Origin of the sequence: Dictyoglomus sp. NZ13-RE01 (assembly GCA_002878375.1) — a bacterium.
GTDB lineage: Bacteria > Dictyoglomota > Dictyoglomia > Dictyoglomales > Dictyoglomaceae > NZ13-RE01.
In genome coordinates this window covers 19,001-43,606 of record NIRF01000009.1, presented here as the reverse complement: position 1 = coordinate 43,606, position 24,606 = coordinate 19,001, and the positions used below count along the sequence as shown (strand labels likewise).

Below are 24,606 nucleotides of genomic sequence, written 5' to 3'. Positions count from 1 at the left end.
AAAAACTATATAAATTTTTGTTGTTACAAAACTTGTAGGAGGAAGTAAGAATGTCTAACCATATAATAGAAATATTTGAAGATAGAAAACTTGTTGAGAAAATTAAAAAACGCCTGCCCTATTTGTTTCAAATTGCAGAACTGGAAAGCTCAAGAGCAGGTAAAATAGGTATGGAAATTGGCTCAATTCGTGAACGAATAATAGTTGCATTGCTCATTTATAAATTTGGTGAGGAAAATGTTGAAACAGAAATTCCTATAACAGAACCAGAAGTAGATGTAAAATTATTTGGAGAACCAATATCAATTAAAACAATTACGAGTAAAAAATTAAGTGGAGTTAAACTAACTTGGACTGTTGATGCCCAAAAAGCAAAAGAATTTATGGAAAATTATTACCCACGCTGTGATATTTTACTTGTACAAATAAACTGGAATGATATTGGAGGATTCTATCATATTCCCTTAGCAGTACAGAAAGGGACTTTTAAGCAATTAGGTAGAGAATTTTATATAAAACCTCCTAAATCAGGTACAAATCCCAGAGGTATTGAAATCAATAAAGACGCGCTCACAACTTTAGTAAAAGATAGTGAAACGAGATGCATTCCGATAGAATGGAGAAGAACAAAAATAGAGCTAAATCCATATAAAAGATGGGTTGATCTCTGGAGGGACGAATAAATGAGAAAATATCAGAAAAAAGAGGGCACAAGAACAAGTATATTTGGTTCTCCTGGAAGGATAAATCATGATGCTACACCATTTTATACTAGCAGATTATATGAGGGGTTACCAAAAGAGGAATTTGTAAAATATTCAGAAAATGCAATTCCACCTCAGTTTATTGACAAGATTTTTTGTAAGTCCTGTGAAAAGATGGATGAATTACCAGACAATAGTATCCACCTAATAGTTACTTCTCCACCATATAATGTAGGAAAAGAATATGATAAAAACCTTACTTTAAATGAATATAGAGAATTTTTAAGAAAGGTTTGGAATGAAGCTAAAAGAGTTCTTGTACCTGGTGGAAGGGTGTGTATAAATATTGCTAATCTTGGAAGAAAACCTTACATCCCACTTCATGCATTTATTATTGAAGATATGCTTGATTTAGGTTTCTTAATGCGTGGTGAAATCATATGGAACAAGGCGAGTAGTAGTCCTTCAACTGCTTGGGGGAGTTGGCTTTCAGCAAGAAATCCCACATTGAGAGATATTCACGAATATATTCTGATATTTTCAAAATCTACATTCTCAAGGGAAAATTTGGGAAGAAAAAGTACAATTACTAAAGAGGAATTTCTTGAATTTACCAAAAGCGTTTGGACATTTCCCGCAGAATCAGCAAATAAGGTTGGTCATCCAGCACCTTTTCCAGTAGAATTACCCTATCGTTTAATTCAGCTTTATACTTTTGAGAACGAAATTGTTTTAGATCCTTTTATGGGTAGTGGGCAAACAGCTATAGCAGCAATTAAAGCAAACCGCCACTATATTGGATACGAAATTAATGAAGAGTATGTAAAATTAGCAGAGAAACGCATTAAGGAATTTATCTTAAATTTTAATATGCCAAAGTTATTTGAATTTTAAGGCTTCTTCGATCTCCTTTGTTATACTTATTTATCCACAGCATCAATTTAATTCTTGATATTTTATTTCTATATAGTACAATATAGTTAGAAAAGTTTATAATAAACAAAAAAGAAATACTAATAAAAGAAACATTAATTGTAAAATCCTCAGCAACTAAATTTTTAATAAAGGAGGTGAAATTAGAAAAGAAAATCACCTTTCCAACCTCTAATTTTAGGGGAATATTTCTCATTGAGGAGGTGTTCAAATGAAAAAGTTATCTTTTACTATTGTTTTGATTCTTTTACTTTCCTTGTTAGGTAGTTCTGTTACATTTTCTCAGATACTTCCCAATTTACCACGCAACGAAACCCTCATTGTAGATGCTCTTCATGGTAGATTAGCAAATCCTAAGGATTTTAACTTCTGGAAGCCAGGTGTTAGTGTAGGAAATGGTACTCAGCAAATGCTTTTAGATGGATTATGGTATCTTGATCCTCAAACAGGAAAAACTATAAATGCTTTAGCGCAAGAAGCACCCATTTATGATAAGGATTTCAAAAAGATGACAGTAAAGCTAAGAAAGGGAATTTATTGGAGCGATGGAAAGCCTTTTACAGCGGATGATGTAGTTTTTACTGTGGAATATCTAATGAAAAATCCTGGAATGAGCTATAGTGCCCAATTTAATACCTATGTATCTAAGGTTTATAAAACTGATGACTATACAGTAGTTTTTGAGTTAAAGAATCCAACTCCTGCATTTCACCACATATTTACTTCCTTGGTCTACTCCACATGCTATATTATGCCAAAGCATATATTTGAAAAAGTAGAGGATCCTTTGAAGTTTGAATTTAATCCTCCTGTTTCTCTTGGACCCTATGTTCTTAAGGATTATGATCCACAAGGATATTGGTGGCTCTTTGAAAGGAGAAATGATTGGAGAAGAACCAGTGTTGGATTATTATATGGAATGCCAAGACCAAAGTATGTACTATTTATCTACTATGGTCCTGACGAAAAGAAAGTTATTGCACAAACAAAACATGAATTAGATCTAATCTTCGATCTAACTCCAGAAGCATGGGAGGTTTTAAGAAAGGGCAATCCCTATTCAAGAGTTTGGTATAAAGACTTTCCATGGGCATGGATGGATGATGTAAGGGCAAGAATAATGGCAATGAACTTAGAAAAATTCCCATATAACAATAAAGATGTAAGATGGGCACTGACATTGGCTATAGATATTGTAGATGTGGTTACTTCAGGATTTGGTGGAATCTCAAGAGTCAATCCACTATATATGTGTGCTACACAGTCTCTGTTAAAGGAATATTACGCTCCTCTTGAGGACTGGCTAAAGGATTTTGCCTTAGAAGATGGATTTAAACCTTGGGATCCAACCGTCCCATATAGAATTGCGGATTTTGCAAAAAGTAAAGGCTACAAAATAAAAGGAGAGCCAAGGGAGATTTTTGGATATGGTTGGTGGAAATATGCACCAGACGAAGCAGAAAAACTATTAGTAAAGAATGGATTTAAGAAAGTTGGTGGAAAATGGTATCTTCCCGATGGTAAGCCTTGGAAAATTACCATAACTGCCCCTGCAAACTTTGAAATCCATGCTACAAGATTAGCCTTTGCAGTTGCAGATCAATGGAGAAAGTTTGGTATAGATACTACTGTGGAGACTGTAGAGGCAGGACCATTCTGGACGAAGTGGAATATTGGTGATTTTGATGTAGGCTCCTATTGGGCAGTCCCAGCTACAGATGTATATCCCTTCCTCCAAGGATTTCATTCTAAATTCTATAAACCTACAGGAGAAGTTGCTACAACTAACCAAATAAGATGGAAGAGTAAGAAAACAGACGATATTCTTGATAAACTAGTAAAATTACAACCAGAAGATCCAAAGGCGAAAGAACTTGTTATGGATTTCATTAAAGTTTTTGTTGAGGAAATGCCTCATCCTATCACAATAATAAACTTGAAATTCTCCGCTCAGGATCACTATTACTGGACAAACTATCCATCCGCAGATAACCCTTACATGGCTCCTGTATGGTGGTGGGGTCAATTTAAGTTTATTCTACCATTTATAAGAAGTACTGGAAGAAAATAGGAAGTATAAAAAATTAGAAGGAGCCCCGTCCTCAAAAAGAGGATGGGGTTCCTTTTGGTCAGGAGGTTTTAAAAATGAATTTTTTAAAGAGGTATATATTACCAAGATTGATACAATATTTTGTGGTTATTTTTATTGGTATAACCATAGTTTTTTTAGTTCCACGCTTTACCCCATTAGATCCAGTCGTTTCAGTTATGAACAGAATGACTTCTTATGGCTCCATGTATTTAGATCCTCAAGCATTGGAAAAATTAAGAGAGACCATGATGGAACTTTATGGTCTAAAAGGTAGCGTTTGGGAACAGTACATTAAGTTTTGGGGAAGGCTTTTTAAGGGAGATTTTGGACCATCTCTTTCTATCTTTCCTACACCAGTAATTTCTATTATAAGAGATTCACTACCATGGACAGCTGGGCTTCTTATTATAGCTGCTTTACTTTCTTGGATAATTGGAAATATTCTTGGAGGGCTTGCAGGTTATTATAGTGAGAAAAGATGGTCAAAGATATTATCAGTAGTCGCTATGAGTATCTATCCCATCCCATATTACATAATGGCTTTAATATTAATTATTCTATTTGCATACATATTCCCCTTTTTCCCCATAGTAGGGGGTTACAGTATAGGAATGAAACCTTCTTTTTCTATTAGCTTTATATTAAACCTCATTAAGCACGCCTTTCTTCCCGCATTAGCCCTCATAATTGTAGGTATTGGTTGGTGGTTTTTGAGTATGAGGTCTTTAACCTCCACTGTAAAAGCGGAGGATTACGTAATTTATGCAGAGGTCATGGGAATTCCAAGAAGAAAAATCCTTTTTCAGTATGTAATGAAAAATAGCTTGCTCCCACAAATTACAAACCTTGCCCTTCAAATTGGAGGAATCTTTAGTGGCTCATTAGTTACAGAGAGTGTTTTTTCGTATCCAGGACTGGGACAAGTTTTGTATATGGCAATAAATAATGGAGATTTTAATCTAATGATGGGGATAGCTGTATTTTCAATTGTAGGTATCTCTACAACCGCTTTACTAATTGATCTACTTTATCCCCTTTTTGATCCAAGAGTAAGATACAGATAGGGGGAAGGAAATATATGTTTACTGTATTTAAGGACCTTTATAGGAATGATAAAAAATTTGCCTTTGGCTTTACAGTAATCTTGATTTTGATTATTTTAGTTATTCTCTCCTTTTTTTCTCCATATGATCCAAAACTTTGGAATGTGGTTCCTAAGGATATGCTCCCTTCTCTAAAATATCCATTAGGCACAAACTCAATGGGACAAGACATATTTTGGAATATGACCCATGCTATAAAAAACTCTCTATCCTTAGGTTCTCTAACTGCAGTTATTTCTATTTCAATAGGAACAATAGTTGGGTTGATAGCAGGATATAGAGGAGGAAGATTAGATAGAATCTTAATGTCTATAAATGATAGCTTTATAGTTCTTCCAAGTCTTCCCATACTAATTCTTCTATCTTCTATTCTAAAAGAACATCTAAGCATAGTGCTAATAGCAATAATTCTTTCCTTATTTTCTTGGCCATGGGGTGGAAGGCAAGTAAGAGCCATAGTTCTTAGCTTAAGAGAAAGAGAGTTTACATATACCGCTAATTTTTCTGGCATGGGAACCATGAAGGTGGTAGTAAAAGAGCATTTACCTTTTGTAATTCCATGGGTAATGGCTAATTTTATAAATACAATTCTTTGGGCTATAGGAATGGAAACTACCTTATCCATATTTGGTCTATCCAGCCTGGAGACCCCAACTATTGGGACAACCATTTATTGGGCTGTTCAATATCAAGCTATCTTTAGAGGCATTTGGTGGTGGATTTTAACACCTGTAGTTATAGCAGTGATTTTATTCATTTCTCTTTATATGCTATCAGTAAGTATTAGCAACTTTTTAGATCCAAGAACAAGACTCCAAAGAATGATAATGGAGGAGAAAGGTGGTGAAGCATAAATGGAAATATTAAAGGTAGAAAATTTAAAAGCATACTACGTAGCCTCGTTATATGGAATAAGAAGAAATGTAAAAGCAGTAGATGGTATTAATTTAAGTATTAAAGAAAATGAAATTTTCGGTATCGCAGGAGAATCAGGCTGTGGAAAAAGTACCCTTCTCAAGGTTTTAGTAGGCTTAATAAAACCCCCTTTAACGCTCCTTAGCGGTAGAGTTGTTTACAAACTTGGAGATGAAGAGATAGATATCACACATATTCCAAAAGAAAATTTAGATTCCATTAGGTGGAAAAAAATGTCCTATATCCCTCAAGGTTCAATGAGTGTTCTTAATCCTACCAGGAAAATTATTAAAACCTTTGAGGATGTAATAAATACCCACGGAAATAATTTAGTTAACAAAGATTACAAAAAGTTTATAGAGGAACATATAAAAGCTTTAGGTCTCCCAGTAGAAGTTTTAAACTCCTATCCTCATCAATTATCTGGTGGAATGAGACAGAGGGTTACTATTGCCCTTGCAACATTATTAAAACCTTATATTATCTTTGCTGATGAGGCTACAACTGCCTTAGATGTAGTAGTTCAAAGGGGGGTTATTCAACTCTTAAAAAAGATTCAATCAGAATATAAAAATACTTTAGTAATAGTTACCCATGATATGGCGGTACATGCTAATATTGCGGATAGGATTGCTATTATGTATGCAGGAAAAATTGTTGAAGTAGGAAAAACAGAGGATATATTTAAGCTTCCAAAACATCCCTATACTAAGTATCTTATTGAATCTCTTCCTAAAATTGGTGATAAGTCTCCTCGAGTAAGTGCACCAGGCTCTCCTCCATCCCTTTTAAATCCTCCTCCTGGCTGTAGATTTCATCCTCGCTGTCCTTATGCAATGGATATTTGCAAAGAGAAAATACCAGAATTGGTTGAGGTAGAGAATGGACATAAGGTTGCTTGTTTTCTCTACTCAAGGGAGGTAGAAGAGATATGAAGGATAATAAACTTCTTTCTGTAGAAAATTTAACGAAGGTTTTTGTTATTGGAGGAAGATTTTTAGGAACAAAGTTGGTAGCAGTAAATCATGAATATTTTGATATGCCCCTGAAAAATCCTGAAATTCTTACTATAGCTGGAGAAAGTGGTTGTGGAAAAACTACTTTGGCTCGTATGATTTTAGGAATTATAGAACCAACTTCTGGAAAAATTTATTATAAAGGGAAGAATATTACAAAAATATCCTCAAAAGAAGAAAAATTAGCCTTTATGAAGGAGGTCCAACCAATATTCCAAAATCCTTTTGAATCCTTTAATCCCTTGAAAAGAGTAGACTCATACTTATTTGAAACAGCTTTAAACTTTAAAACTGCAATGGATAGAAACTCAGCCTACGATACTATTGATAGAAATTTGCAAGCGGTTGGACTGAGTTTAAGAGAGATAGAAAAAAGATATCCTCATGAACTTTCAGGAGGACAACTTCAAAGAGTATCCATAGCAAGAGCTCTCATCACAAATCCATCCTTACTGGTAGCGGATGAACCTGTCTCTATGGTGGATGCTTCTCTAAGAATGTCTATTGTGAATCTTTTTAAAGATTTAAAGGAAAATTATAAGGTTTCTGTTATATATATAACTCATGATCTTGCTACAGCCTACTACATAAGTGATAGAATAGCTATAATGTATAGGGGGAATATAATAGAGTTTGGACCTGTAGAAAAAGTAATGCTATCTCCTTTGCATCCCTATACAAAGTTGCTAATAGAATCAGTTCCTGAGCCAGATATTGAGAAGAGATGGAAGGGTGAAATAAAGCTTTCCGCTATAGAGGCAAAAGAGTTTGCTAAATTGGGATGTAAATTTTCAGAAAGATGTCCTGATGCAGAGGATATATGCCATAAATTGGAGCCTGAAAAGGTCTTTGTAGACGACCGTATTGTAATGTGTCATAAATATAGTAAATAGTGAGAGGAGGTATCAGAATGGTTAAGATTGCTATTATTGGAGTAACAACTTTTCTATAAGTTTATCCTTGACAAAAGATTTTTAATATCATAAACTTATAGTTAAGAAAATTAACAAATAGGAGGTGAGAAATTTTAAATCTTAATTTTTGAAAATTAGGGGATTCATAAAATCCTAAAAAGGGGGAGAGAAAATATGTTCTTTAAAAAGTTTCTTAAAGTTTTTCTTATTTTTCTCCTTTTAGCTTTTGTCTTTACAATTGCTGAAGAGGTAGAATTACACACAATAAATGGACCTGGTGGATTAGAGTGGCTAATTAAAAGATACAAAGAATTTCAAGATAAAACCGGAATAAAAGTAACAACCACAGTGGTTCCATATGGAAGAGATCAGAACATTAAACTCATGGCATCATTCCTCGCTGGCGGTTCTGCATATGATGTCTTTGTAATCGATTGTGTAGAAGTTCCACAATATGCTGAAGCTGGATGGGTTTTAGCAATAGATGAATATATAACACCTGAAATGAAAAAGGATTTGTTACCCTTTGCAGCTGATGGAATGATGTACAAAGGTAAATGGTATGGACTTCCTTGGGCATCAGAATGGAAATCTTTCCTCTATAATGCTAATCTTCTCAAAAAGGCAGGATTTACAAATCCACCTAAGACTTGGGATGAATTTGTGAAAATGTCTCAAACTCTTCAGAATAAAGGAATTGTAAAATATGCTTCTGCGTGGAGTTGGGCTCCAAAAGAATGTTTGATTTGTGATTATGTAGCAATTGCTGCTACATTTGGCGCAGAACTTTTTGATAAAGATAATAATCCTAAACTAAATTCTCCTTTAGCAAAACAAGCATTGCAATTTATGTATGATATGATACATAAGTACAAGATTGTGAATCCTGCATCTATTTCTTGGACAGAAAACGACGTAGATAAAGCAATGGCAGCAGGAGATGTAGCTTTTGGAATGAGATGGGGACTTCCTTTAGTTATGCTTAACGATCCAAGTCAATCTAAAACTGTAGGGCAATGGAAAATAGCTCTAATGCCATCTATAGATGGAAAACATCCATATACTGTCTCTGGACCTATGGGATGGGCAGTATCAGCAGGCTCAAAACATAAAGAAGAGGCAATAAAATTTATATTCTTTATGGCGGATAGAGAGGGAGCTAAAAAGGCAGCTATAGAACAAGGAGTAGTTCCTGGATGGGCATCTGTATTCAACGATAAGGATGTAATAAAAGCAGTCCCAGGAATTGAGGATCTATTAGAACAAGGGAAATATGTTGTAAATAGACCAAGAGTTCCATGGTACCATGATTTCTCTACAATGTTTGCAAAAGAGTTAAACTCTGCTTTGTCTGGTATTAAGAGCGTAGATCAAGCCTTGGAGGATGCCCAAAAGAAAGCTTTAGAGATAAAAGAAGAATACGAAAAAAGCAAGTTAGGTAAGTAAAATTAAAGGGGGGAGGATTCTCCTCCCCCCTTTTTTCTTAGGAGGAGGTAAAAGTGCTTCAAAAAAAATTTGGATATATTTTAATCTTTCCTTCTTTTTTAGTAATCACATTAGTTCTCTTTTATCCTCTAATTTATTCTTTGTTTCTTTCTTTTTACCAGACATCAGTAGGATTAGGTGGTTTAAAGCTTAAATTTGTAGGATTAAATAACTATATTGATGTTTTAAGAAGTTCTGAATGGTGGATGTCCTTTTTAAGAACAGCATATTTTGTTTTTTATGATATTTTTGTAGGAATGTCTTTAGGTTTAGGAATTGCAATTCTTCTTAACAAAAATTTCAGATTTAGGGGAATTGCAAGGACTTTAGTACTTTTTCCTTATGTTCTTCCTACTATTGTTAAGGCTTTAATGTGGAAATGGATCTATAACTCAGACTATGGATTTCTAAATAGCCTTCTTTACCAATTAGGGATTATTAATCATTATATTCCTTGGCTTTCAGAACCAAAACTTGCCATACATATGTTGATTATTGTTAATCTTTGGGAAGGAACCCCTTTTGCTATTATTTTATATTTAGCAGCCCTTCAAACAATTCCTAATGAGTTGTATGAAGCTGCGGAGATTGACGGAGCAAATAGTTGGCAAATATTTTCCAAGATAACTCTTCCTTTATTAATGCCTATAAATCTTATGCTTATTGTATATAAAACAATAGCAACATTTAAAATTTTTGATATTGTTTATGCTCTTACTGGAGGAGGTCCAGGAACTACAACTCAAGTTGTAGCTCATTTAATGTATTCTACAGTTTTTGACTCTCTACAATTTGGTAAGGGTGCCTCTATGTCTTTTATTCTCTTAATTATTATACTTGTATTAGTTTATATCTATACTAAATTATTTAAGAGTGAAATTAATTATTAGGGGGTTCTTATGAGTAATTTAAAGAAAAGGATATTTTATTTTATTGATATTATTTTAATTATTCTTGCCCTAATATGGACTCTTCTCCCTATATTCTGGACTTTTATAACTAGTATTTCTGAAGAAACAGAATTAACGAAAGTTCCTGCCAGTTGGTTCCCTTCACATCCTACCTTTGAAAACTATTGGAATGTATTTTTTAAGAAAGCAGGAACTACTAATGCCTTTAGGGTAGGTCTAATGAATAGTTTTATAATAAGCACTGTTGTATCTATAATTTCTGTATTTCTGGGTTCTTTAGCTGCCTACGCTATTTCAAGACTAAAGATTCTATCAAGTAATATAGTAGTCTTTCTTCTCCTATTTATTCAAATGATTCCTCCTGTAATTTTAGTTACATCACTTTATGTCATTGGCTCTTACTTGAAAATTCTTGATACTAAATTTTATCTTGGTTTAATATATCTAGCCCTTAATCTTCCAATGGCTATATGGATTTTAAAGGGATATTTTGATACCCTTCCTAAAGAAATAGAAGATTCTGCTTTAGTAGATGGCTGTAGTCCCCCTACAGTACTATTTAGAATTGTTATTCCACTATCAGGACCAGCACTTTTTACTACCGGGATTTTCACATTTATTGCTTGTTGGGGAGAGTTTTTATTAGCTTTAGTCCTTACAGACTCTTTAGCTTCCAAAACTATGCCTGTCACTATATCTGAGTTTATGGGAAGGTTTTATGTAAGCTTTAATCTTATGGCAACAGTTGGGATTGTAGCATCAATTCCCCCAATTCTTATTGCTTTAGCTTTTCAAAGACTTATAATTCAAGGATTGACTTCAGGTGCTGTTAAAGAGTGATCAGTTATTTTTGTAGATGATCGTGTTGTAATGTGTCATAAATATAATAAATAGTGAGAGGAGGTATCAGAATGGTTAAGATTGCTATTATTGGAGCGGGAAGTGTTGCTTTTTCCATGAGACTTTTGCAGGACCTTAATGTTTTTAAAGATCTTGCAGGAAGCACTGTTACCTTTATGGATATTGATGAGGATAGGCTAAACCTTGTTTATAACCTGGCAGAAAGATTCAAAAAGGAATCTGGAGTTAATTTGAAATTGGAAAAGACTACAGATAGAAAAAAGGCTATTGATGGGGCGGATTTTGTAATAAATACGGTAAAAGTTGGTGGTTATCATTTTATGGAGAAGGAAAGAGAGATTGCAGAGAGTTTAGGATATTACAGAGGAGTTGGAGATAGGGTAAGTGATTACTATGGTGGTTTCGCCGCTTATGAACAGCTAAATTTCATAATGGATTTAGCAAAGGATGTGGAGAAGATAAGTCCTAATGCTTGGTTTTTGCAAGTATCTAATCCAGTTTTTGAGGGGACAAACTTAGTTTTGAGAACTACTGGTCTGAAAGTGGTAGGATTTTGTCATGGATATTTAGAATTGTTCCATTTGATAAGTGCTTTAGGACTGGATAAAAATGAGGTGGAAGAGCAGGTAGCAGGATTCAATCACTGCATCTTTCTTACAAAGTTCCTATACAAAGGGGAAAATGCATATCCTTTAATAGATGAGTGGATAGAAAAGAAGGCACCTGAGCTCTGGAATTCTTATGATTACATGATATCTCCATGGGAATATACCCAACTTTCTCCAGCCAGTGTAGAGATGTATAAACTATACGGGCTATTTCCTATTGGGGATACTCCAAGAAGTGTATCTCCTTGGTGGTTCCATACAGACCTTAATGAGAAAAGGAAATGGTTTCCAGCAGGAGGACCTGATTCTGAGATTGGTTGGACCATGTATTTATACGGCTTAAAGTTAAGATTAAATACTATGAGAAGAATAGCAGAAAATCCAGAAGTGCCTGTTTCTTCTGAAATACCATTAGAAGAGAGTATGGAATCGATTATACCTTTTGTAGATTCTATAGTGAATAACCATAGGAGAAGATTAGTAATAAATGTGCCAAATAATTCTGCAATCCCAGGCATACCTGATGATGTAATAGTGGAGATACCAGTATATGTAGATAAGAATGGAATAGAAAGGGAGAAAATAGAAAAGATCCCTTCAAGATTAATGCTTTATGTATTGATCCCAAGATGGCTAAGAATGGAAAGGATTTTGCAAGCCTTCTTAGAAGGTGATAGAACAAGCTTGATACTAATGACTATGGACGATCCAAGAACAAAGAGTTTTGAACAGGGAAAGAACTTGGTAGAAACCATCCTTTCTCAGCCTTGGAATGAAAAGGCAAACAAGCATTATAAATAGGGGATTGGGGGCAAAAATGCCCCCAATCTAATTTAATATTATAACTGGTATTTCTAACCAATACAAAACTTCCTTTATCAAATCAACATAATTTCCATAGGAAAGTACCAAGTGATGTGGAAAACCCTCTCTCAGTATAATATCAAATAGTTCTTTAGGCTTAACAGTTAGATCAGTTACATACGCAAAACTTCCTTGAAATTTTGTATCAAATGGATATGAGATTTTTCCAGAGAATACCAAAGCATTTTTCATGTCCTGATTAAAGGAAAATATAGTTACTTCTCCTTCTTTAAATCTACTATCAATAACAGTTCCCATCCCAGGATGATTAAATTGGTAATCTAAATAGACCTTGGACTTCGTAAGAGATAAAGGAGTATTTCCACAATGCCAAAGTACTATACCTTTCTCATCATAATAGACCAAGTCCAATACTGTGGTAGGTGTTTGTGATAGTTCTTTGAGCATATACATGGCTAAAGAGCTTAGTATGTCCCCCTCACAAGAAACAGGAATTTCTTCATTTAGGACAGCAAAACTAAAACATGGGAAGATTGATAACTTCTCTTTAAAGTCTGGCCAGCAACGGGAAGCAATAGCTTCCAATTTATAATCCTTTGCTATTTTTCTTAAAGCTAAGGATATTTTTATACCTTCATCAAGCCATTTCTCTTCTATCTTCATATCAATCTTCCCTATTAAATTCGCTTTCTCTTTCTTTACCTCTTCCTCATCTAAATTTTTAATGGTTTCCATTAAAAGATCTAAGTTAGGAAATTTAACTATCTCTGTACCTAATTTTTCCTTAATTAGATCTTCGGAGACATCTAAGTTTAAGAATCCTGGTGCCGTACCCACAAGGTGCCCAATTCTCAAGTTTTTCAAGCTTTTTACAACCTTATATATCTTTAGCTCCCTTAAAAGATCAGAGGCATCATGGATAGGTGAATAGACCCATTTAAATTTCTTATTTGGATTAAACCTTTTTAGCAAACTTACAAAAAAGTTTAGGGCACATAAAGAGTTCCATTTCAAATTATTTGCAATTTCAGGCTCTGGTAATGCCCAATATATTACAGGTATATTACTTTTAGCAATTATTTCTCCTATATTTCCAGAGGAAAAAGTAGTAGTTTGTACTATGAGTAGATCTATTTTTGTTTCCCAATCCCTCATTAGATCTGCTAAGAAGTTTGGGTCATCAATAAGAGTATCATTATATATTAAATTAAAGGGCACTTTATCCGCAAAAGATTTTAAAACATTAATAGATTCATTAAAGACTTCTTCTTTTCTATATTTAAAGGTTTTCTGGGTAACCCCTATAAAACCTACATTTAGCATTTCTAACTTTTCCTCCTATTCCTTGTATAACTTTATATTTATCTTTTGCAATTCTTTTATAGTAAAGAGAATTCCATTTGGAGTATAATTATAGTCTATGCCAGGGTCTATTTCTCTTATGTTTTTAAAACCTAATATATGTACTATGAAATCTGTTTTTAATTGACTTTCTATATCAAACTCCATGTAGTCTGGGAACATCTCATACTTTATCTTGAAAGTGTTATTTTTAGTATAGAAAGTTTTCTCCTTTTTCTCGTTTGGAAACCAAATCTCCACCAAATACTTTTCTTCAAGCTCTTCTGTATTTCTCCCAATTTTTATAAATCTTGGAATAATTGCTCCTTCCTTAATAAAAATAGGTATTCTGCTTAAGGGAACCTTCTTCTCTAAAACCTTTTCACCATCATAATAATCCTTATCCCAAAAATCATACCACCTACATCTTGGTAGGTAAATTTTTCTTTCATTTTTATTTGTAAAAATGGGAGCAATGAGTATATCATCTCCTAAAAGGTATTCATCCTCTATATAGGCGGATATAGGATCCTTTGGAAATTCCAGTATTAGATGTCTCATAACAGGTAGGGATGTTTCTTTTCCTTCAACAGCAGAAGAATATATATATGGGAGAAGAGAGTATCTTAAAAATGTAAACTTTTTGAATATTCTTTCTGCTTCTTTTCCATACTCCCAGGGCTCTCTTGGAGTTGTTCCGTGGGCTCTAACTAATGGATTTAGTAAGGCAAATTCAGACCATCTTATATAAAGCTGGCTGTCTGGCTTTGCACCATAAAATCCCCCTAAATCATGAGCCCATAGCAAGTTACCACCAGAAAGCCCATAGCTTAATCCTCCTCTTAAACTTGTAAACATTCCCTCATAAGAGCTTTCAGTATCTCCTGCCCACTGCACAGGAATTGTCTGGGAGCCAATATAGCCTGATCTTCCCCAAACTAATCCTTCCTTCTTTTCCTCCTTTACAACCTCATATACTACCTGGTTATAAATAAAGGCATAATAATTATGCAGTTCATCACCTTTCATTCCATTATAAGCTATGACATCTTCTGGAATTTCCTCTCCAAAATCTGTCTTAAAAGTATCTATTCCCATTCTTAATAAGGGTCTATGAAGATCCTTGTACCATTCTCTTGCTTTTGGATTTGTAAGATCCACAATTCCTGCGGATGGTGGATTATGCAATCCTTGAAACTCTTCAGGAACCCACTTTATTTTTTTCGTCTGACCATTTAAATCTTTAAGTAGGAAACCGTTCTTTTCAGCCTCATAAAATAGAGGGGATTTTTCAGAAATATAGGGATTTTCCCATAAACAAACCCTAAATCCCAGCTCTTTAAGCCTTGATATTAGTCTTTTTGGATCGGGATATCTTTCCAAATCCCATTGGAAATCTGTTTGGTATCCATGCCTAAGCCAAGCTCTTCCATCTAAATTTATTACATCACAGGGAATATTCTTCTCCCTTAAAGTTTCTGCTACCTCTAAAACAGTTTTTTCGTCCCAATAGTAGCATCTTGACATCCACAAACCAAAACTCCAAAAAGGCGGTATTTCAGGCTTTCCTGTTAAGATATGGTACTTTTTAATTATCTCCTTAGGTTCTTTACCAAAGAATAAGAATATATCTAATATAGAAGAATAATCCTCAAAATAGTAGCCTGAAAGATTTTTATCAGGATGCGCTATATAATGCTTAGTCTTATAATTAGTATTAAATAATATTCCATATCCTTTTGTACTCCACGAGAAAGGAAGAGGCTTGTAAGCTCTTTGTGTAAAAGTTCCATAGGCATCATTTACCCAAACTTCCAATTCTTGGGAATGTCTTTCACATGGGGTAAAAAACTCACCTAAACCAAAAATTCTATCCTCAGAATCTAATGAGAATGTCCCACAAAAGCCAATTTCATTTTTTGCTAATGGGGGAGTTAAATGTAAAAGCCCCACATTTCTGTGATTATCCAAGGATAATATAACTTCTTCTCCTTTTTTAAAGAAAAAGAAGAAGGGGCTTTTTAATATATATAAATCAATTTCTTCCCCTTCCATCAAAACAAATTCTCCTTCCTCCCTTACATTAAAAGAGGAAGGAAAAAGATGAACAGGATTATTTTTAGGACTTTCCTCCGATAATTGTATTCTCCAAAATTCTTTATTGTATAGAGAGATATATAGGTTTAAAAACTTTCCTTTTTCAGTATTTAAAATACCATGAAAAATGTTATCCCTTATACTATATTCTATCAATTTAATTATTTTATCCATAATTATCCCTTTATTCCTCCTCCCGAAAGCCCCATAATTATGTATTTTTGTAGAAATAGGGCGATTAAGAATACAGGAAGAATAATTAATATCCCTGCAGCACTCATCTTTCCAACCTCAGGTGCATACATACCTACAAATGTTGTTACTAACATAGGAGCTGTTGTAGTTTTAACATTACTTAGCACTAATGTGTATATAAAATCATTCCAGGAACCTAAGAAGCAAAAGGTCATAGCAACAATAATTCCTGAGGATGCCAAAGGAAGAAATATCTTGCTAAAAACCTGAAGCTTATTACAACCATCAATTAATGCTGCTTCTTCATACTCTACAGGTATTTGTTGGAAGAAAGGAAGAAGAAGCCATACTACATAGGGAAGACTAAAAGTTGTATGGGCTAAGATGAGACCGGTATAGGTATCTAAAAGACCCAAGGTTCTCATCATTGAGTATATAGGTACTGCAAGAGCAATTTGAGGAATCATTCTACTGAATATTATTCCCATAGCTATTTCTTTTTTTCTTTTTATGGGGAATCTGGCAAGGGCATAAGAAGCCAAAGCCCCTCCTAATACTGAAAGAAGGGTAGTCCAAACAGCTATATAAGTACTATTGAGTATGTTTTTAACAAATGTAGTTTCTTTAAATACTCCTATATACTGCTCAATGGTAGGAGTGAAAGGATGAAAAGGGGTGGGAGAAGTCCATATAGCCATGTTTGTCTTTATACTTGTCAGAAAAAGTAATATGGCAGGTAAAAGCTCAATAATAAGGATAATTAAGGCTAAAATGAATATTAGTGATTTTAATCTCTTTCTAAGCACAATATCACCTCTTTAATACATTTCTCTTGTAAATATTCTTGTAAGTCCAATAGCGCTTATGGTTAAAGCTATAATTGTAAGAATATATCCTGCAGCATTCGCATATCCCATTTGGAAAAATCTAAAGGCATTTTTGTAAATAAAGATTGATAAGAATGTAGTTGCATTTCCTGGACCACCTTCGGTCATTACATATACTTCAGAGAATATACGTAACGCATCAATCAATCTAAGGAAACAGGCTACTATAATTGAAGGTACCAATAATGGAAGGGTTACCTTAAAAAAGGTTTGTACTTTGTTTGCACCATCTATTGCAGCTGCCTCTTTTAACTCCTGAGGAAAATTTGAAAGGGCTGCATAGAGGGTGATAAACATAAAGGGCCAGGTTCTCCAAATATCTTGAAGAATAACAGCTATGAAAGTGAGAGTACCATTGCTTAGCCAGTCCACAGGCTCTTTTCCTAAGAACCTATATATAGCTCCAAAAACACCATATGTAGGATGGAGAATAAATCTCCAGGTAGTTCCTGATAGGGATGGAAGAATAAAGAAGGGTAGAAGAAGTAAAGTTCTCATTGTTCTATTGCCTGGAAACTCTATTTGGAATAAAAGAGCTACTAATAGACCAATCACAAGCTCAATGGGAATTGCTATAGCTACAAATATAACTTGTATTTTTAAGGCGTTCCAAAACAAAGGATCATTAAAGAGATTAATATAGTTTTTAAGACCTATAAAAGAGGGGGGAGTTACTTGAGCAAGCTCCCATTTATGTAAAGACATGTAGAAAGAATAGACAAGAGGATATAGAAGCATTAAAATAAGGAAAATAATAGCAGGACCAAGGAACAGCACATTATTTAGGAACTGGCGGGGATTTCCCCGCCAGAGACTTATCTTCTTATTGACCATAGCCCCCCTCCTTTAGTATTTTTTCTATCTCGTTATACATAGCATCTACTGCTTGTTCTGGAGTTAGCTCACCACTTATTCCTTTTGTCCAATAAACTTGTATCACTTCAGATACTCTTGCATAATCCTTAAATCTTGGACGGCTTATTCCATATTTAAAGGCTTCTAAAGTTGCTTGATACCACTTTCTTGTCTTTTGAAGTTCTGGATCAGATAATAGATCCTTTCTTACAGGAGACATTCCTGCCTCTATTAGTTTCCTTCCAGCCTCTTTTGATGCCCACCAGTAAGCAAATTCTGCTGCAGCAAGCTTATTCTTTGATGCCTTAGGAATTCCAAGAATCCAACATCCTGTAACTGCTACTCTTCGAGCAGGACCTGCAGGAGGAACCATATAGCCAACTTTTCCTGCAACAAGAGACTGTTTTGGATCTTCATGATTAGGAATTAAAGCAGGCCATTGGAACATTACTGCAATTTGTCCCATATTGAAGGCTTGAATTCTTTCAGTATGTCCAAAGGAGAGTTTTCCTGGAGGAGCTGTCTCTAATAGTTGCTTATAGAAGTTAATTGCATCCACAGCCTTTTTCTTGTCAAGAACCAATTTAACATTTTTACCACTCACCTTTAGTATATCAGTACCAAAAGAAGATAAAATAAACACTGCTTCAGCTGTCACTCCTTCTGCCTTTATAGTAAATGGTCCAAATCCATACATATTTGGTTTCTTTGCAAAAAATCTACTAACATCAAGAAGCTCTTTGAAAGTATTTGGAGGATTTAGTTCATAGCCATATTCTTTCTTAAATTCTTCCTTATTCTTTGGATCATCAAAGAGATCTTTTCTATAGATGTAAACGTAAACATTACCGTTTATAGGAAGACCTCTTGGAGAGCCTTCCCACATACTTGCATTTACTGCACCCTCTACAATATCCTTTAAATCCACCTTTGGAAAGACCTTACCTTGTGGCCAGAGATTGTAGTTGAGGAGTAATTCTCCAAATTGAGGAACAAAAGGCTCATCAATAGAGACTAAGTCGTAATCGGTTCTATCCATAGAAATTCCAATCGCCGCTTTTTCCAGTACTGATCTTGTTGGAAGAGCAACAAAGTTTACTTTTATACCTGTGGCTTTTTCAAAATCTGGAATTAGAGTTTTTACTGCTTTTGTATGGGCATCATCCCATACAAGAACATTTATTGTTGTTTTGTAAGGAGCTCCTTGGGCTAAAACAAAGCTTAAAGATATTAGAAACAAAGTAAGTAAACCTAACACTAATTTTTTCATACTTTTAACCTCCCTTTAAAGTAATTGAGGTTTTTGGAAACTAAAATATGCCTTCTCTCCCTCCTTTCTTTTAAATTATTGGAACTGTAAAATCACCCCCCCCCATCAAGATAGCCAAACTTTCATCAGTAGAAATGATTTTGTATAAATCATTCTCCGAAATAATATTTATAAATTTTGTTAAGGGAGAATTAGAAAAATCGAAGTCACTATAGAGATAAAGATTATATTTTTTAGCTAATTCTAAGAAAAATAGAAGCTTATGTTTGCCAACGGAAAAATTTTCTCTAAGATTATTAATTGTTTCGTCTATATCTTTCAAATTCATTGTAATCTTCATAAAGTCTTCAGAACCCCATCCTCTTGTGCAAGGTGAAAAAACTATAATTTTGCCTTTTTCCTTTGTAGCATAGCTTGCATGGGTAAAAGCTTTTTGGGTCTGATATAGATCCTGATCTATTGGGTATCCTCCAGGAGACGTAATTACTACATCGTAGATCTTATCAATCTTCACACAATATAATTTTTCAGACTCTTCTATGGCTTTTTGGAAGGATGCTATTAACTCTCCCGAAGCTACCCCACAATTTCCTTTCTAATATTTTGAACAATATTAATAGCAAAAATATCAGGAATCTTTCTTGAAAATTCTTCTACCCATCTTCTAACAATATTCTCTCTTCTTCCTGCTTTAAAATCATGATATAAAACTTGCTTATGGGTATAATTTATGGTCTTTCTATCACAAAGACCTGGAATTATGCTTTTTGGTGGTCCTGAAAAACCAAAAATTTGATGTGGAATTACATCTCCAATAATTATTCTTGCATCTGCTTTTACAAAATTCTCATTAATCCCAACAGGTCCCAAATTTTCATCTTCAAAGAAAAAGAGATTATTGTCGGGATCATGTTTAATTACTTCAACAGAAAATCCATAGCTTATATCAGAAAAATCATACTTAGTATTATCCTTATGAAGACCTGTAGCCACAATAATTTTTACGTTTTTATTATAAATACCACTCTCTCTAAGATAATCAAATAACACTCTAAGAATCTTTTTATTATCTATAGGTCTTGTATCATCCTCTATACTTATTGCAATCTCCCTTTTATCTCTAAGAAATTCAGAAAGAGATAGAAAATTAATAGGCTTTTCCAAAGACTCCTTAAGCTCTTTTTCTAAAGAAATAGCCTTCCCCTGGAAGTTTGGTTTCAAAACTTCCGCTTCCTTTGGGACATTAACCTCTATAAAGCCTTCTCCATAAGGAAGATGATATTTAAACATAATTATTTAGGCACTTTTTCCCAATCTTTTAAAAATTGCTCGAGACCAAGGTCAGTCATAGGATGCTTAAATAGAGACATCAATATCTCATATCTCATGGTTGCCACATCCGCCCCAATTAATGCAGCTTTTACCACATGCATGGGGTTTCTAATTGCGGATACAATTATTTCTGTTTTAAATCCATAATTTGCATATATTTTCTTTATATCCGCTACAAGACTCATTCCATCTTCACTAATATCATCCAATCTTCCCACAAAGGGGCTTACATAAGTGGCTCCTGCTTTTGCAGCGAAAAGAGCCTGTGATGGTGAAAAGACAAGTGTTATATTTGTTTTTATCCCCTTTTCTGAGAGAATCTTTGCAGCTTTTATCCCTTCTTTTATAGCTGGAATCTTTATAACAATATTGGGAGCTATTTTTGAAAGCTCTTCTGCTTCCTTCACAATATCTTCCGCATTAAGACTTACAGCTTCCACACTTACAGGACCCTTTACAATTGAGCATATTTCTTCTACTAATTCTCTAAATTTTTTATTTTCCTTAGAAATGTGAGTAGGATTTGTAGTTACACCATCTATAATTCCTGAATTCCATGCATCCTTTATCTCGCTTATATTTGCTGTATCAAGAAAGATTTTCATAAGACACCTCCCTTAAGATTAAAACATATAGTTTTTATTTCAGTCATTTCTTCTAAAGCATACCTTACTCCTTCTCTTCCTAAACCACTTCCCTTTACACCACCATAAGGCATAAAATCCGCTCTATATGAAGGAGCATCATTGACAATAACTCCTCCCACTTCCAATTTTTTGATGGCATAGAAAGCTTCTTCAATATCATTAGTAAATATTCCTGCCTGAAGTCCATATTCAGAGTTATTTGCCATCTCAATAGCCTCAGAAAGAGAATTAAAGGAGTTAACTAATACGACAGGTCCGAAAACCTCCTTTTGGAAAAGTTTTGCTTCCTGAGGTACATTTATTACTACTGTAGGTTCAAATAATGTTCTTTCTCTCTTTCCTCCTACAACTACTTTTGCACCCATATCCACTGCTTCTTTTATCCATTCTTCAACTCTTCTTGCAGAATCTTCATTAATCATGGGACCCATATCGGTATCTTCTCTCATGGGATCGCCAATTTTGATTTTTTTGACTGCTTCGATAAGTTTATTGGTAAACTCATCAAATTTATCTTTATGTACCAGTACTCTTTGTACGGATATACAAACTTGTCCAGCTACTGCATAACCTCCTTTAACAGTAGCAGAGACTGCAGAATCAACGTCTCCCTTATTAGAAAGGATAAGAGCGGAGTTAGAACCAAGCTCCAAAGTAACCTTTTTAAGTCCCGCCTTTTTCAATATTTCTAAGCCCACATCCTTACTTCCAGTAAAGCTAATCATTCTTATTCTATTATCCTTAACAATTGCATCCCCTACAGTACTTCCAGGACCAACGACCACATTAATTGCTTCTTGAGGAAGTCCAGCCTCAACTAAAGCCTTTGCTAATTTAATATCTGCAAGAGGTGTTGCTGTGGAAGGCTTAAATACTACAGAATTTCCACCTGCTATTGCAGGAGCTATTTTATGACAAGCAAGAACCAAAGGCACATTAAAGGGTGTAATAGCGGCAATAATACCTACAGGAACCCTCATAAAATAACCAGTTCTTTTTTCCGCATGAAGAACACTATCAAAAGGTAGGGTTTCGCCATGAATCCTTTTGGCTTCTTCACTTGCTAATCTAAAAATTTCTACCGCTCTTCTTACCTCGACTCTTGCCTCTTTGATTGTTTTTCCTACTTCTTTCACTAAGGTTATAGCAAAATCTTCTTTATTCTTTTCAATGATTTCTGCAGTTTTTCTGAGGATTTCGGATCTCTCGTATAGGCTCATCTCCGCCATGATTTTTTTACCTTTTTCTGCATTTTCTATTGCCTTCTCTACATCCTCCAGGGTCGATTCAGGAATGGTATCCACAACACTACCATCGTATGGATTATAAACATTTATTAACCTCATGATTACTCCTCTCCTTACCTTTCTTTTTGTAAAAAATTCTATCAATCTAAATTTAAAATGTCAAGTTGAAAATTTTAAATTTAAAATGTATAATTGAAGAAAAAATGAAAGGAGGGAAAATAAAAAATTTGAAGCCAATTCAAGAAACATTAATATCAATTAGAGCTTATGAAAACATCAGGGAGGCAATAATCTCAGGTCAATTTCCACCTGGCACAAAACTCACTGTAGACATGCTATGTAATGAATTGAACATCAGTAGAACCCCAGTTAAAGAAGCTTTAGTAAGATTGGAAAGAGAGGGTTTAGTAGAAAATATACCAAGAAGAGGAATGTTTGTAGCCAAAATAAGTATTGAAGATGCCATTGAGATTTATGAATTAAGAGAGGTATTGGAAGGCTTTGCAGTAAGAAAACTTTGTGAAAATATAGATGAAGACACATTAAAAACCTTGAAAGAACTTATTGATGAGGGAGAAAAATATATCTCCCAGGACAAACTAAAAAAATATTCTGATATTGATGAGAAATTTCACAAAACTATTTGGGATAAAAGTGGGAATAAGAGACTTTTTAAAATACTTGAAAACATTAGAAGTCAGATAAGGCTTCTAATGACGAGCTCTATAAATATTCCTGGTAGAGCGGACGCATCTCTAAAAGAACACAAAAATATAATCAAGGCTCTTGAAGAAAGGAATCCAGATCTTGCAGAGGAATATATGAGAATCCATATTAGAAACACTCGAGAAGTAGCATTAAAAAATTACCTTGAAAAAATTTCCATGAAGGAGGTTAAGTGAGTATGGAGCATAAATTTCTTGTTCATCACGAAAAAGATAATGTGGGAGTTGCTGTTGCAGATATAGAAAAAGGAGAAAAAGTAAAAGGATACTACTTAGAGGCAGGAAAATGGATAGAATTGGAAGCTTTAGATAATATCCCATTGGGACACAAAATAGCTCTTCAGGATATTAACAAGGGAGAACTTGTAGTTAAGTATGGAGAAATAATTGGCGAAGCCAAAGAAAATATTAAAAAGGGACAGCATGTACATGTACATAACATTAAGAGTAGGAGGTGGTAAAGATGGAAAGAATAACCTTTAAAGGGTATAGAAGACCAGATGGAAGAGTGGGAGTAAGAAATTATGTTGCAGTTATTTCTGTTGATGACATATCTAATGCTGCTGTAGAAAAGGTATGCCAAGCAATCTCAGGAACCCTTCCTGTTACACATCCTTATGGAAGACTTCAATTTGGAAGAGATTTAGACTTATTTTTCCGTACTATGATAGGGACTGGAGCTAATCCCAATATAGCTTCCGCCATAGTAATTGGAATAGAAGAGAATTGGGCAAATAAAATTGCAGAGGGTATTGCTAAAACTGGAAAACCAGTAGAAGTTTTTGGTATTGAAGGTTATGGAGAGTTAAAGACTGTTGAAAGAGCAGAAAGAGTTGCCATGAAATTAGTTCAAGATGCCTCACAAATAGAAAGAGAAGAGGTAGACATTTCAGAGCTTGTAATGAGTATAAAATGTGGAGAATCAGACACAACTTCAGGTCTTGCAGCAAATCCTACTGTAGGAAAAGTTGTAGAAAAATTAGTATCTCTCGGAGGAACTGTTCTCTTTGGGGAAACATCGGAACTCACAGGAGGAGAACATATAATTGCAGAAAGGATTAAAGACGAAAAAGAAAGAGCAAAATTTTTAGAAATATTCAATGAATATCAAGAATTTATAAAAAGAGAAGGGGTTGATCTCTTAGGTTCACAGCCTACAGAAGGAAATATTAAAGGTGGATTAAGTACCATAGAGGAAAAGGCTTTAGGAAATATTCAAAAAATTGGAAAGGCAAAAGTGGATGGAGTTCTGGAAATGGCAGAGACTCCTAAAGGTAAAGGGCTCTACTTCATGAATACCTCTTCTGCTGCAGCAGAGGCTATTACTCTATTTGCAGCTGGCGGGGCTGTTGTACACCTCTTCCCAACAGGACAAGGAAACGTGGTAGGAAATCTTATAATACCTGTAATTAAAATATCTGGAAATCCAAAAACTGTAAAAACAATGAGTGAACACATAGATGTTGACGTAAGTAAGGTTTTGACATTGGAAGAAAGTTTGGAAGAAGCAGGAGAAAAACTCTGGAACTACTTACTGAAAGTTATTTCAGGAAGATTAACCTGTGCAGAAGTCCTTAACCATAAAGAATTCGTACTAACAAAACTTTTCAGGAGTGCATAAAAAAATTAACCTCCCCAAAAAA

Annotated in this window: 22 protein-coding genes and 1 pseudogene; 14 read left to right on the top strand and 9 right to left on the bottom strand. The window is 34.4% G+C overall.

The window, feature by feature from the left end:
- Positions 1–62 precede the first annotated feature (62 nt).
- Both CBR30_06970 and CBR30_06965 read left to right on the top strand, forming a co-directional pair.
- Positions 63–683 (top strand): type II restriction endonuclease subunit R, encoded by a 621-nt coding sequence (locus tag CBR30_06970; GenBank protein PMQ01269.1) that lies wholly within the window; start codon positions 63–65, stop codon positions 681–683.
- Entirely contained in the window at positions 684–1,598 is a 915-nt protein-coding gene (locus CBR30_06965) for an SAM-dependent methyltransferase (protein ID PMQ01234.1), read from the top strand.
- On the opposite strand, the gene CBR30_06960 is transcribed toward CBR30_06965, so the two are convergent.
- The gene (locus CBR30_06960; GenBank protein ID PMQ01233.1) at positions 1,570–1,848 is read right to left on the bottom strand and encodes a hypothetical protein; all 279 of its coding nucleotides are present in this window, start codon (positions 1,846–1,848) and stop codon (positions 1,570–1,572) included. The genes CBR30_06965 and CBR30_06960 overlap by 29 nt on opposite strands.
- Between CBR30_06960 and CBR30_06955 the strand changes: the two genes are divergently transcribed.
- The 9 genes from CBR30_06955 to CBR30_06915 all read left to right on the top strand — a co-directional run bounded on the left by CBR30_06955 (position 1,849) and on the right by CBR30_06915 (position 12,343).
- Positions 1,849–3,708 carry a peptide ABC transporter substrate-binding protein gene (locus CBR30_06955; GenBank protein PMQ01232.1) on the top strand — a complete coding sequence of 620 codons (1,860 nt, stop codon included), beginning with the start codon at positions 1,849–1,851 and terminating at the stop codon, positions 3,706–3,708.
- Between the two features lie 74 nt (positions 3,709–3,782).
- The gene (locus CBR30_06950; GenBank protein PMQ01231.1) at positions 3,783–4,793 is read left to right on the top strand and encodes an ABC transporter permease; all 1,011 of its coding nucleotides are present in this window, start codon (positions 3,783–3,785) and stop codon (positions 4,791–4,793) included.
- A 14-nt stretch (positions 4,794–4,807) separates the two neighbouring features.
- Complete coding sequence (locus CBR30_06945; GenBank protein PMQ01230.1) at positions 4,808–5,686, top strand: peptide ABC transporter; 879 nt, start codon at positions 4,808–4,810, stop codon at positions 5,684–5,686.
- Positions 5,687–6,682, top strand: coding sequence for an ABC transporter ATP-binding protein (locus CBR30_06940; protein ID PMQ01229.1), 996 nt, complete (start codon positions 5,687–5,689; stop codon positions 6,680–6,682).
- Positions 6,679–7,656 carry a peptide ABC transporter ATP-binding protein gene (locus CBR30_06935; protein ID PMQ01228.1) on the top strand — a complete coding sequence of 326 codons (978 nt, stop codon included), beginning with the start codon at positions 6,679–6,681 and terminating at the stop codon, positions 7,654–7,656. Before CBR30_06940 ends, CBR30_06935 begins: the two co-directional genes overlap by 4 nt.
- 195 nt (positions 7,657–7,851) lie before the next feature.
- The gene (locus tag CBR30_06930) at positions 7,852–9,123 is read left to right on the top strand and encodes a hypothetical protein (protein PMQ01227.1); all 1,272 of its coding nucleotides are present in this window, start codon (positions 7,852–7,854) and stop codon (positions 9,121–9,123) included.
- A 53-nt stretch (positions 9,124–9,176) separates the two neighbouring features.
- Positions 9,177–10,052 carry an ABC transporter permease gene (locus CBR30_06925; protein PMQ01226.1) on the top strand — a complete coding sequence of 292 codons (876 nt, stop codon included), beginning with the start codon at positions 9,177–9,179 and terminating at the stop codon, positions 10,050–10,052.
- Positions 10,053–10,061: 9 nt separating this feature from the next.
- The gene (locus tag CBR30_06920) at positions 10,062–10,913 is read left to right on the top strand and encodes an ABC transporter permease (GenBank protein ID PMQ01225.1); all 852 of its coding nucleotides are present in this window, start codon (positions 10,062–10,064) and stop codon (positions 10,911–10,913) included.
- A gap of 71 nt (positions 10,914–10,984) precedes the next feature.
- A complete protein-coding gene (locus CBR30_06915; protein ID PMQ01224.1) occupies positions 10,985–12,343 on the top strand; it encodes an alpha-glucosidase/alpha-galactosidase in 1,359 nt (452 codons plus the stop codon).
- Positions 12,344–12,370: 27 nt separating this feature from the next.
- Here the strand turns inward: CBR30_06915 and CBR30_06910 are convergent, their stop codons facing one another.
- The 8 genes and pseudogenes from CBR30_06910 to CBR30_06875 form a co-directional block, all read right to left on the bottom strand.
- Positions 12,371–13,690 (bottom strand): hypothetical protein, encoded by a 1,320-nt coding sequence (locus CBR30_06910; GenBank protein ID PMQ01223.1) that lies wholly within the window; start codon positions 13,688–13,690, stop codon positions 12,371–12,373.
- A 15-nt stretch (positions 13,691–13,705) separates the two neighbouring features.
- Complete coding sequence (locus CBR30_06905) at positions 13,706–15,982, bottom strand: alpha-xylosidase (GenBank protein ID PMQ01222.1); 2,277 nt, start codon at positions 15,980–15,982, stop codon at positions 13,706–13,708.
- Entirely contained in the window at positions 15,982–16,806 is an 825-nt protein-coding gene (locus CBR30_06900) for an ABC transporter permease (GenBank protein PMQ01221.1), read from the bottom strand. The genes CBR30_06905 and CBR30_06900 overlap by 1 nt, the downstream gene beginning before the upstream one ends.
- 12 nt (positions 16,807–16,818) lie before the next feature.
- Positions 16,819–17,721 carry an ABC transporter permease gene (locus CBR30_06895; GenBank protein PMQ01220.1) on the bottom strand — a complete coding sequence of 301 codons (903 nt, stop codon included), beginning with the start codon at positions 17,719–17,721 and terminating at the stop codon, positions 16,819–16,821.
- The gene (locus tag CBR30_06890; protein ID PMQ01219.1) at positions 17,711–19,012 is read right to left on the bottom strand and encodes an ABC transporter substrate-binding protein; all 1,302 of its coding nucleotides are present in this window, start codon (positions 19,010–19,012) and stop codon (positions 17,711–17,713) included. The genes CBR30_06895 and CBR30_06890 overlap by 11 nt, the downstream gene beginning before the upstream one ends.
- Positions 19,013–19,082: 70 nt before the next feature.
- Positions 19,083–20,302 (bottom strand): annotated as a pseudogene (locus CBR30_06885) (hypothetical protein).
- 2 nt (positions 20,303–20,304) lie between these two features.
- Positions 20,305–20,949 carry a fructose-6-phosphate aldolase gene (fsa, locus tag CBR30_06880; protein PMQ01218.1) on the bottom strand — a complete coding sequence of 215 codons (645 nt, stop codon included), beginning with the start codon at positions 20,947–20,949 and terminating at the stop codon, positions 20,305–20,307.
- Complete coding sequence (locus CBR30_06875; GenBank protein PMQ01268.1) at positions 20,946–22,340, bottom strand: aldehyde dehydrogenase; 1,395 nt, start codon at positions 22,338–22,340, stop codon at positions 20,946–20,948. Before CBR30_06875 ends, fsa begins: the two co-directional genes overlap by 4 nt.
- A gap of 116 nt (positions 22,341–22,456) precedes the next feature.
- Here CBR30_06875 and CBR30_06870 point away from each other — a divergent pair, with 116 nt between their 5' ends.
- Genes CBR30_06870 through CBR30_06860 form a run of 3 tightly spaced genes read left to right on the top strand, consistent with a single transcriptional unit; the run spans position 22,457 to position 24,584 of the window.
- Positions 22,457–23,140 carry a GntR family transcriptional regulator gene (locus CBR30_06870; GenBank protein PMQ01267.1) on the top strand — a complete coding sequence of 228 codons (684 nt, stop codon included), beginning with the start codon at positions 22,457–22,459 and terminating at the stop codon, positions 23,138–23,140.
- Positions 23,141–23,142: 2 nt separating this feature from the next.
- Positions 23,143–23,424 carry a hypothetical protein gene (locus CBR30_06865; GenBank protein PMQ01217.1) on the top strand — a complete coding sequence of 94 codons (282 nt, stop codon included), beginning with the start codon at positions 23,143–23,145 and terminating at the stop codon, positions 23,422–23,424.
- Between the two features lie 2 nt (positions 23,425–23,426).
- Complete coding sequence (locus CBR30_06860; GenBank protein ID PMQ01216.1) at positions 23,427–24,584, top strand: D-galactarate dehydratase; 1,158 nt, start codon at positions 23,427–23,429, stop codon at positions 24,582–24,584.
- Positions 24,585–24,606 lie beyond the last annotated feature (22 nt).

Bases quoted from the DNA above. Each gene is read 5' to 3' on its own strand.
- CBR30_06860 (PMQ01216.1), top strand. From the start codon at position 23,427: ATGGAAAGAATAACCTTTAAAGGGTATAGAAGACCAGATGGAAGAGTG.
- CBR30_06920 (PMQ01225.1), top strand. From the start codon at position 10,062: ATGAGTAATTTAAAGAAAAGGATATTTTATTTTATTGATATTATTTTA.
- CBR30_06915 (PMQ01224.1), top strand. From the start codon at position 10,985: ATGGTTAAGATTGCTATTATTGGAGCGGGAAGTGTTGCTTTTTCCATG.
- CBR30_06890 (PMQ01219.1), bottom strand. From the start codon at position 19,012: ATGAAAAAATTAGTGTTAGGTTTACTTACTTTGTTTCTAATATCTTTA.
- CBR30_06895 (PMQ01220.1), bottom strand. From the start codon at position 17,721: ATGGTCAATAAGAAGATAAGTCTCTGGCGGGGAAATCCCCGCCAGTTC.
- CBR30_06940 (PMQ01229.1), top strand. From the start codon at position 5,687: ATGGAAATATTAAAGGTAGAAAATTTAAAAGCATACTACGTAGCCTCG.
- fsa (PMQ01218.1), bottom strand. From the start codon at position 20,949: ATGAAAATCTTTCTTGATACAGCAAATATAAGCGAGATAAAGGATGCA.
- CBR30_06955 (PMQ01232.1), top strand. From the start codon at position 1,849: ATGAAAAAGTTATCTTTTACTATTGTTTTGATTCTTTTACTTTCCTTG.
- CBR30_06965 (PMQ01234.1), top strand. From the start codon at position 684: ATGAGAAAATATCAGAAAAAAGAGGGCACAAGAACAAGTATATTTGGT.
- CBR30_06935 (PMQ01228.1), top strand. From the start codon at position 6,679: ATGAAGGATAATAAACTTCTTTCTGTAGAAAATTTAACGAAGGTTTTT.
- CBR30_06945 (PMQ01230.1), top strand. From the start codon at position 4,808: ATGTTTACTGTATTTAAGGACCTTTATAGGAATGATAAAAAATTTGCC.
- CBR30_06950 (PMQ01231.1), top strand. From the start codon at position 3,783: ATGAATTTTTTAAAGAGGTATATATTACCAAGATTGATACAATATTTT.
- CBR30_06910 (PMQ01223.1), bottom strand. From the start codon at position 13,690: ATGCTAAATGTAGGTTTTATAGGGGTTACCCAGAAAACCTTTAAATAT.
- CBR30_06930 (PMQ01227.1), top strand. From the start codon at position 7,852: ATGTTCTTTAAAAAGTTTCTTAAAGTTTTTCTTATTTTTCTCCTTTTA.
- CBR30_06865 (PMQ01217.1), top strand. From the start codon at position 23,143: ATGGAGCATAAATTTCTTGTTCATCACGAAAAAGATAATGTGGGAGTT.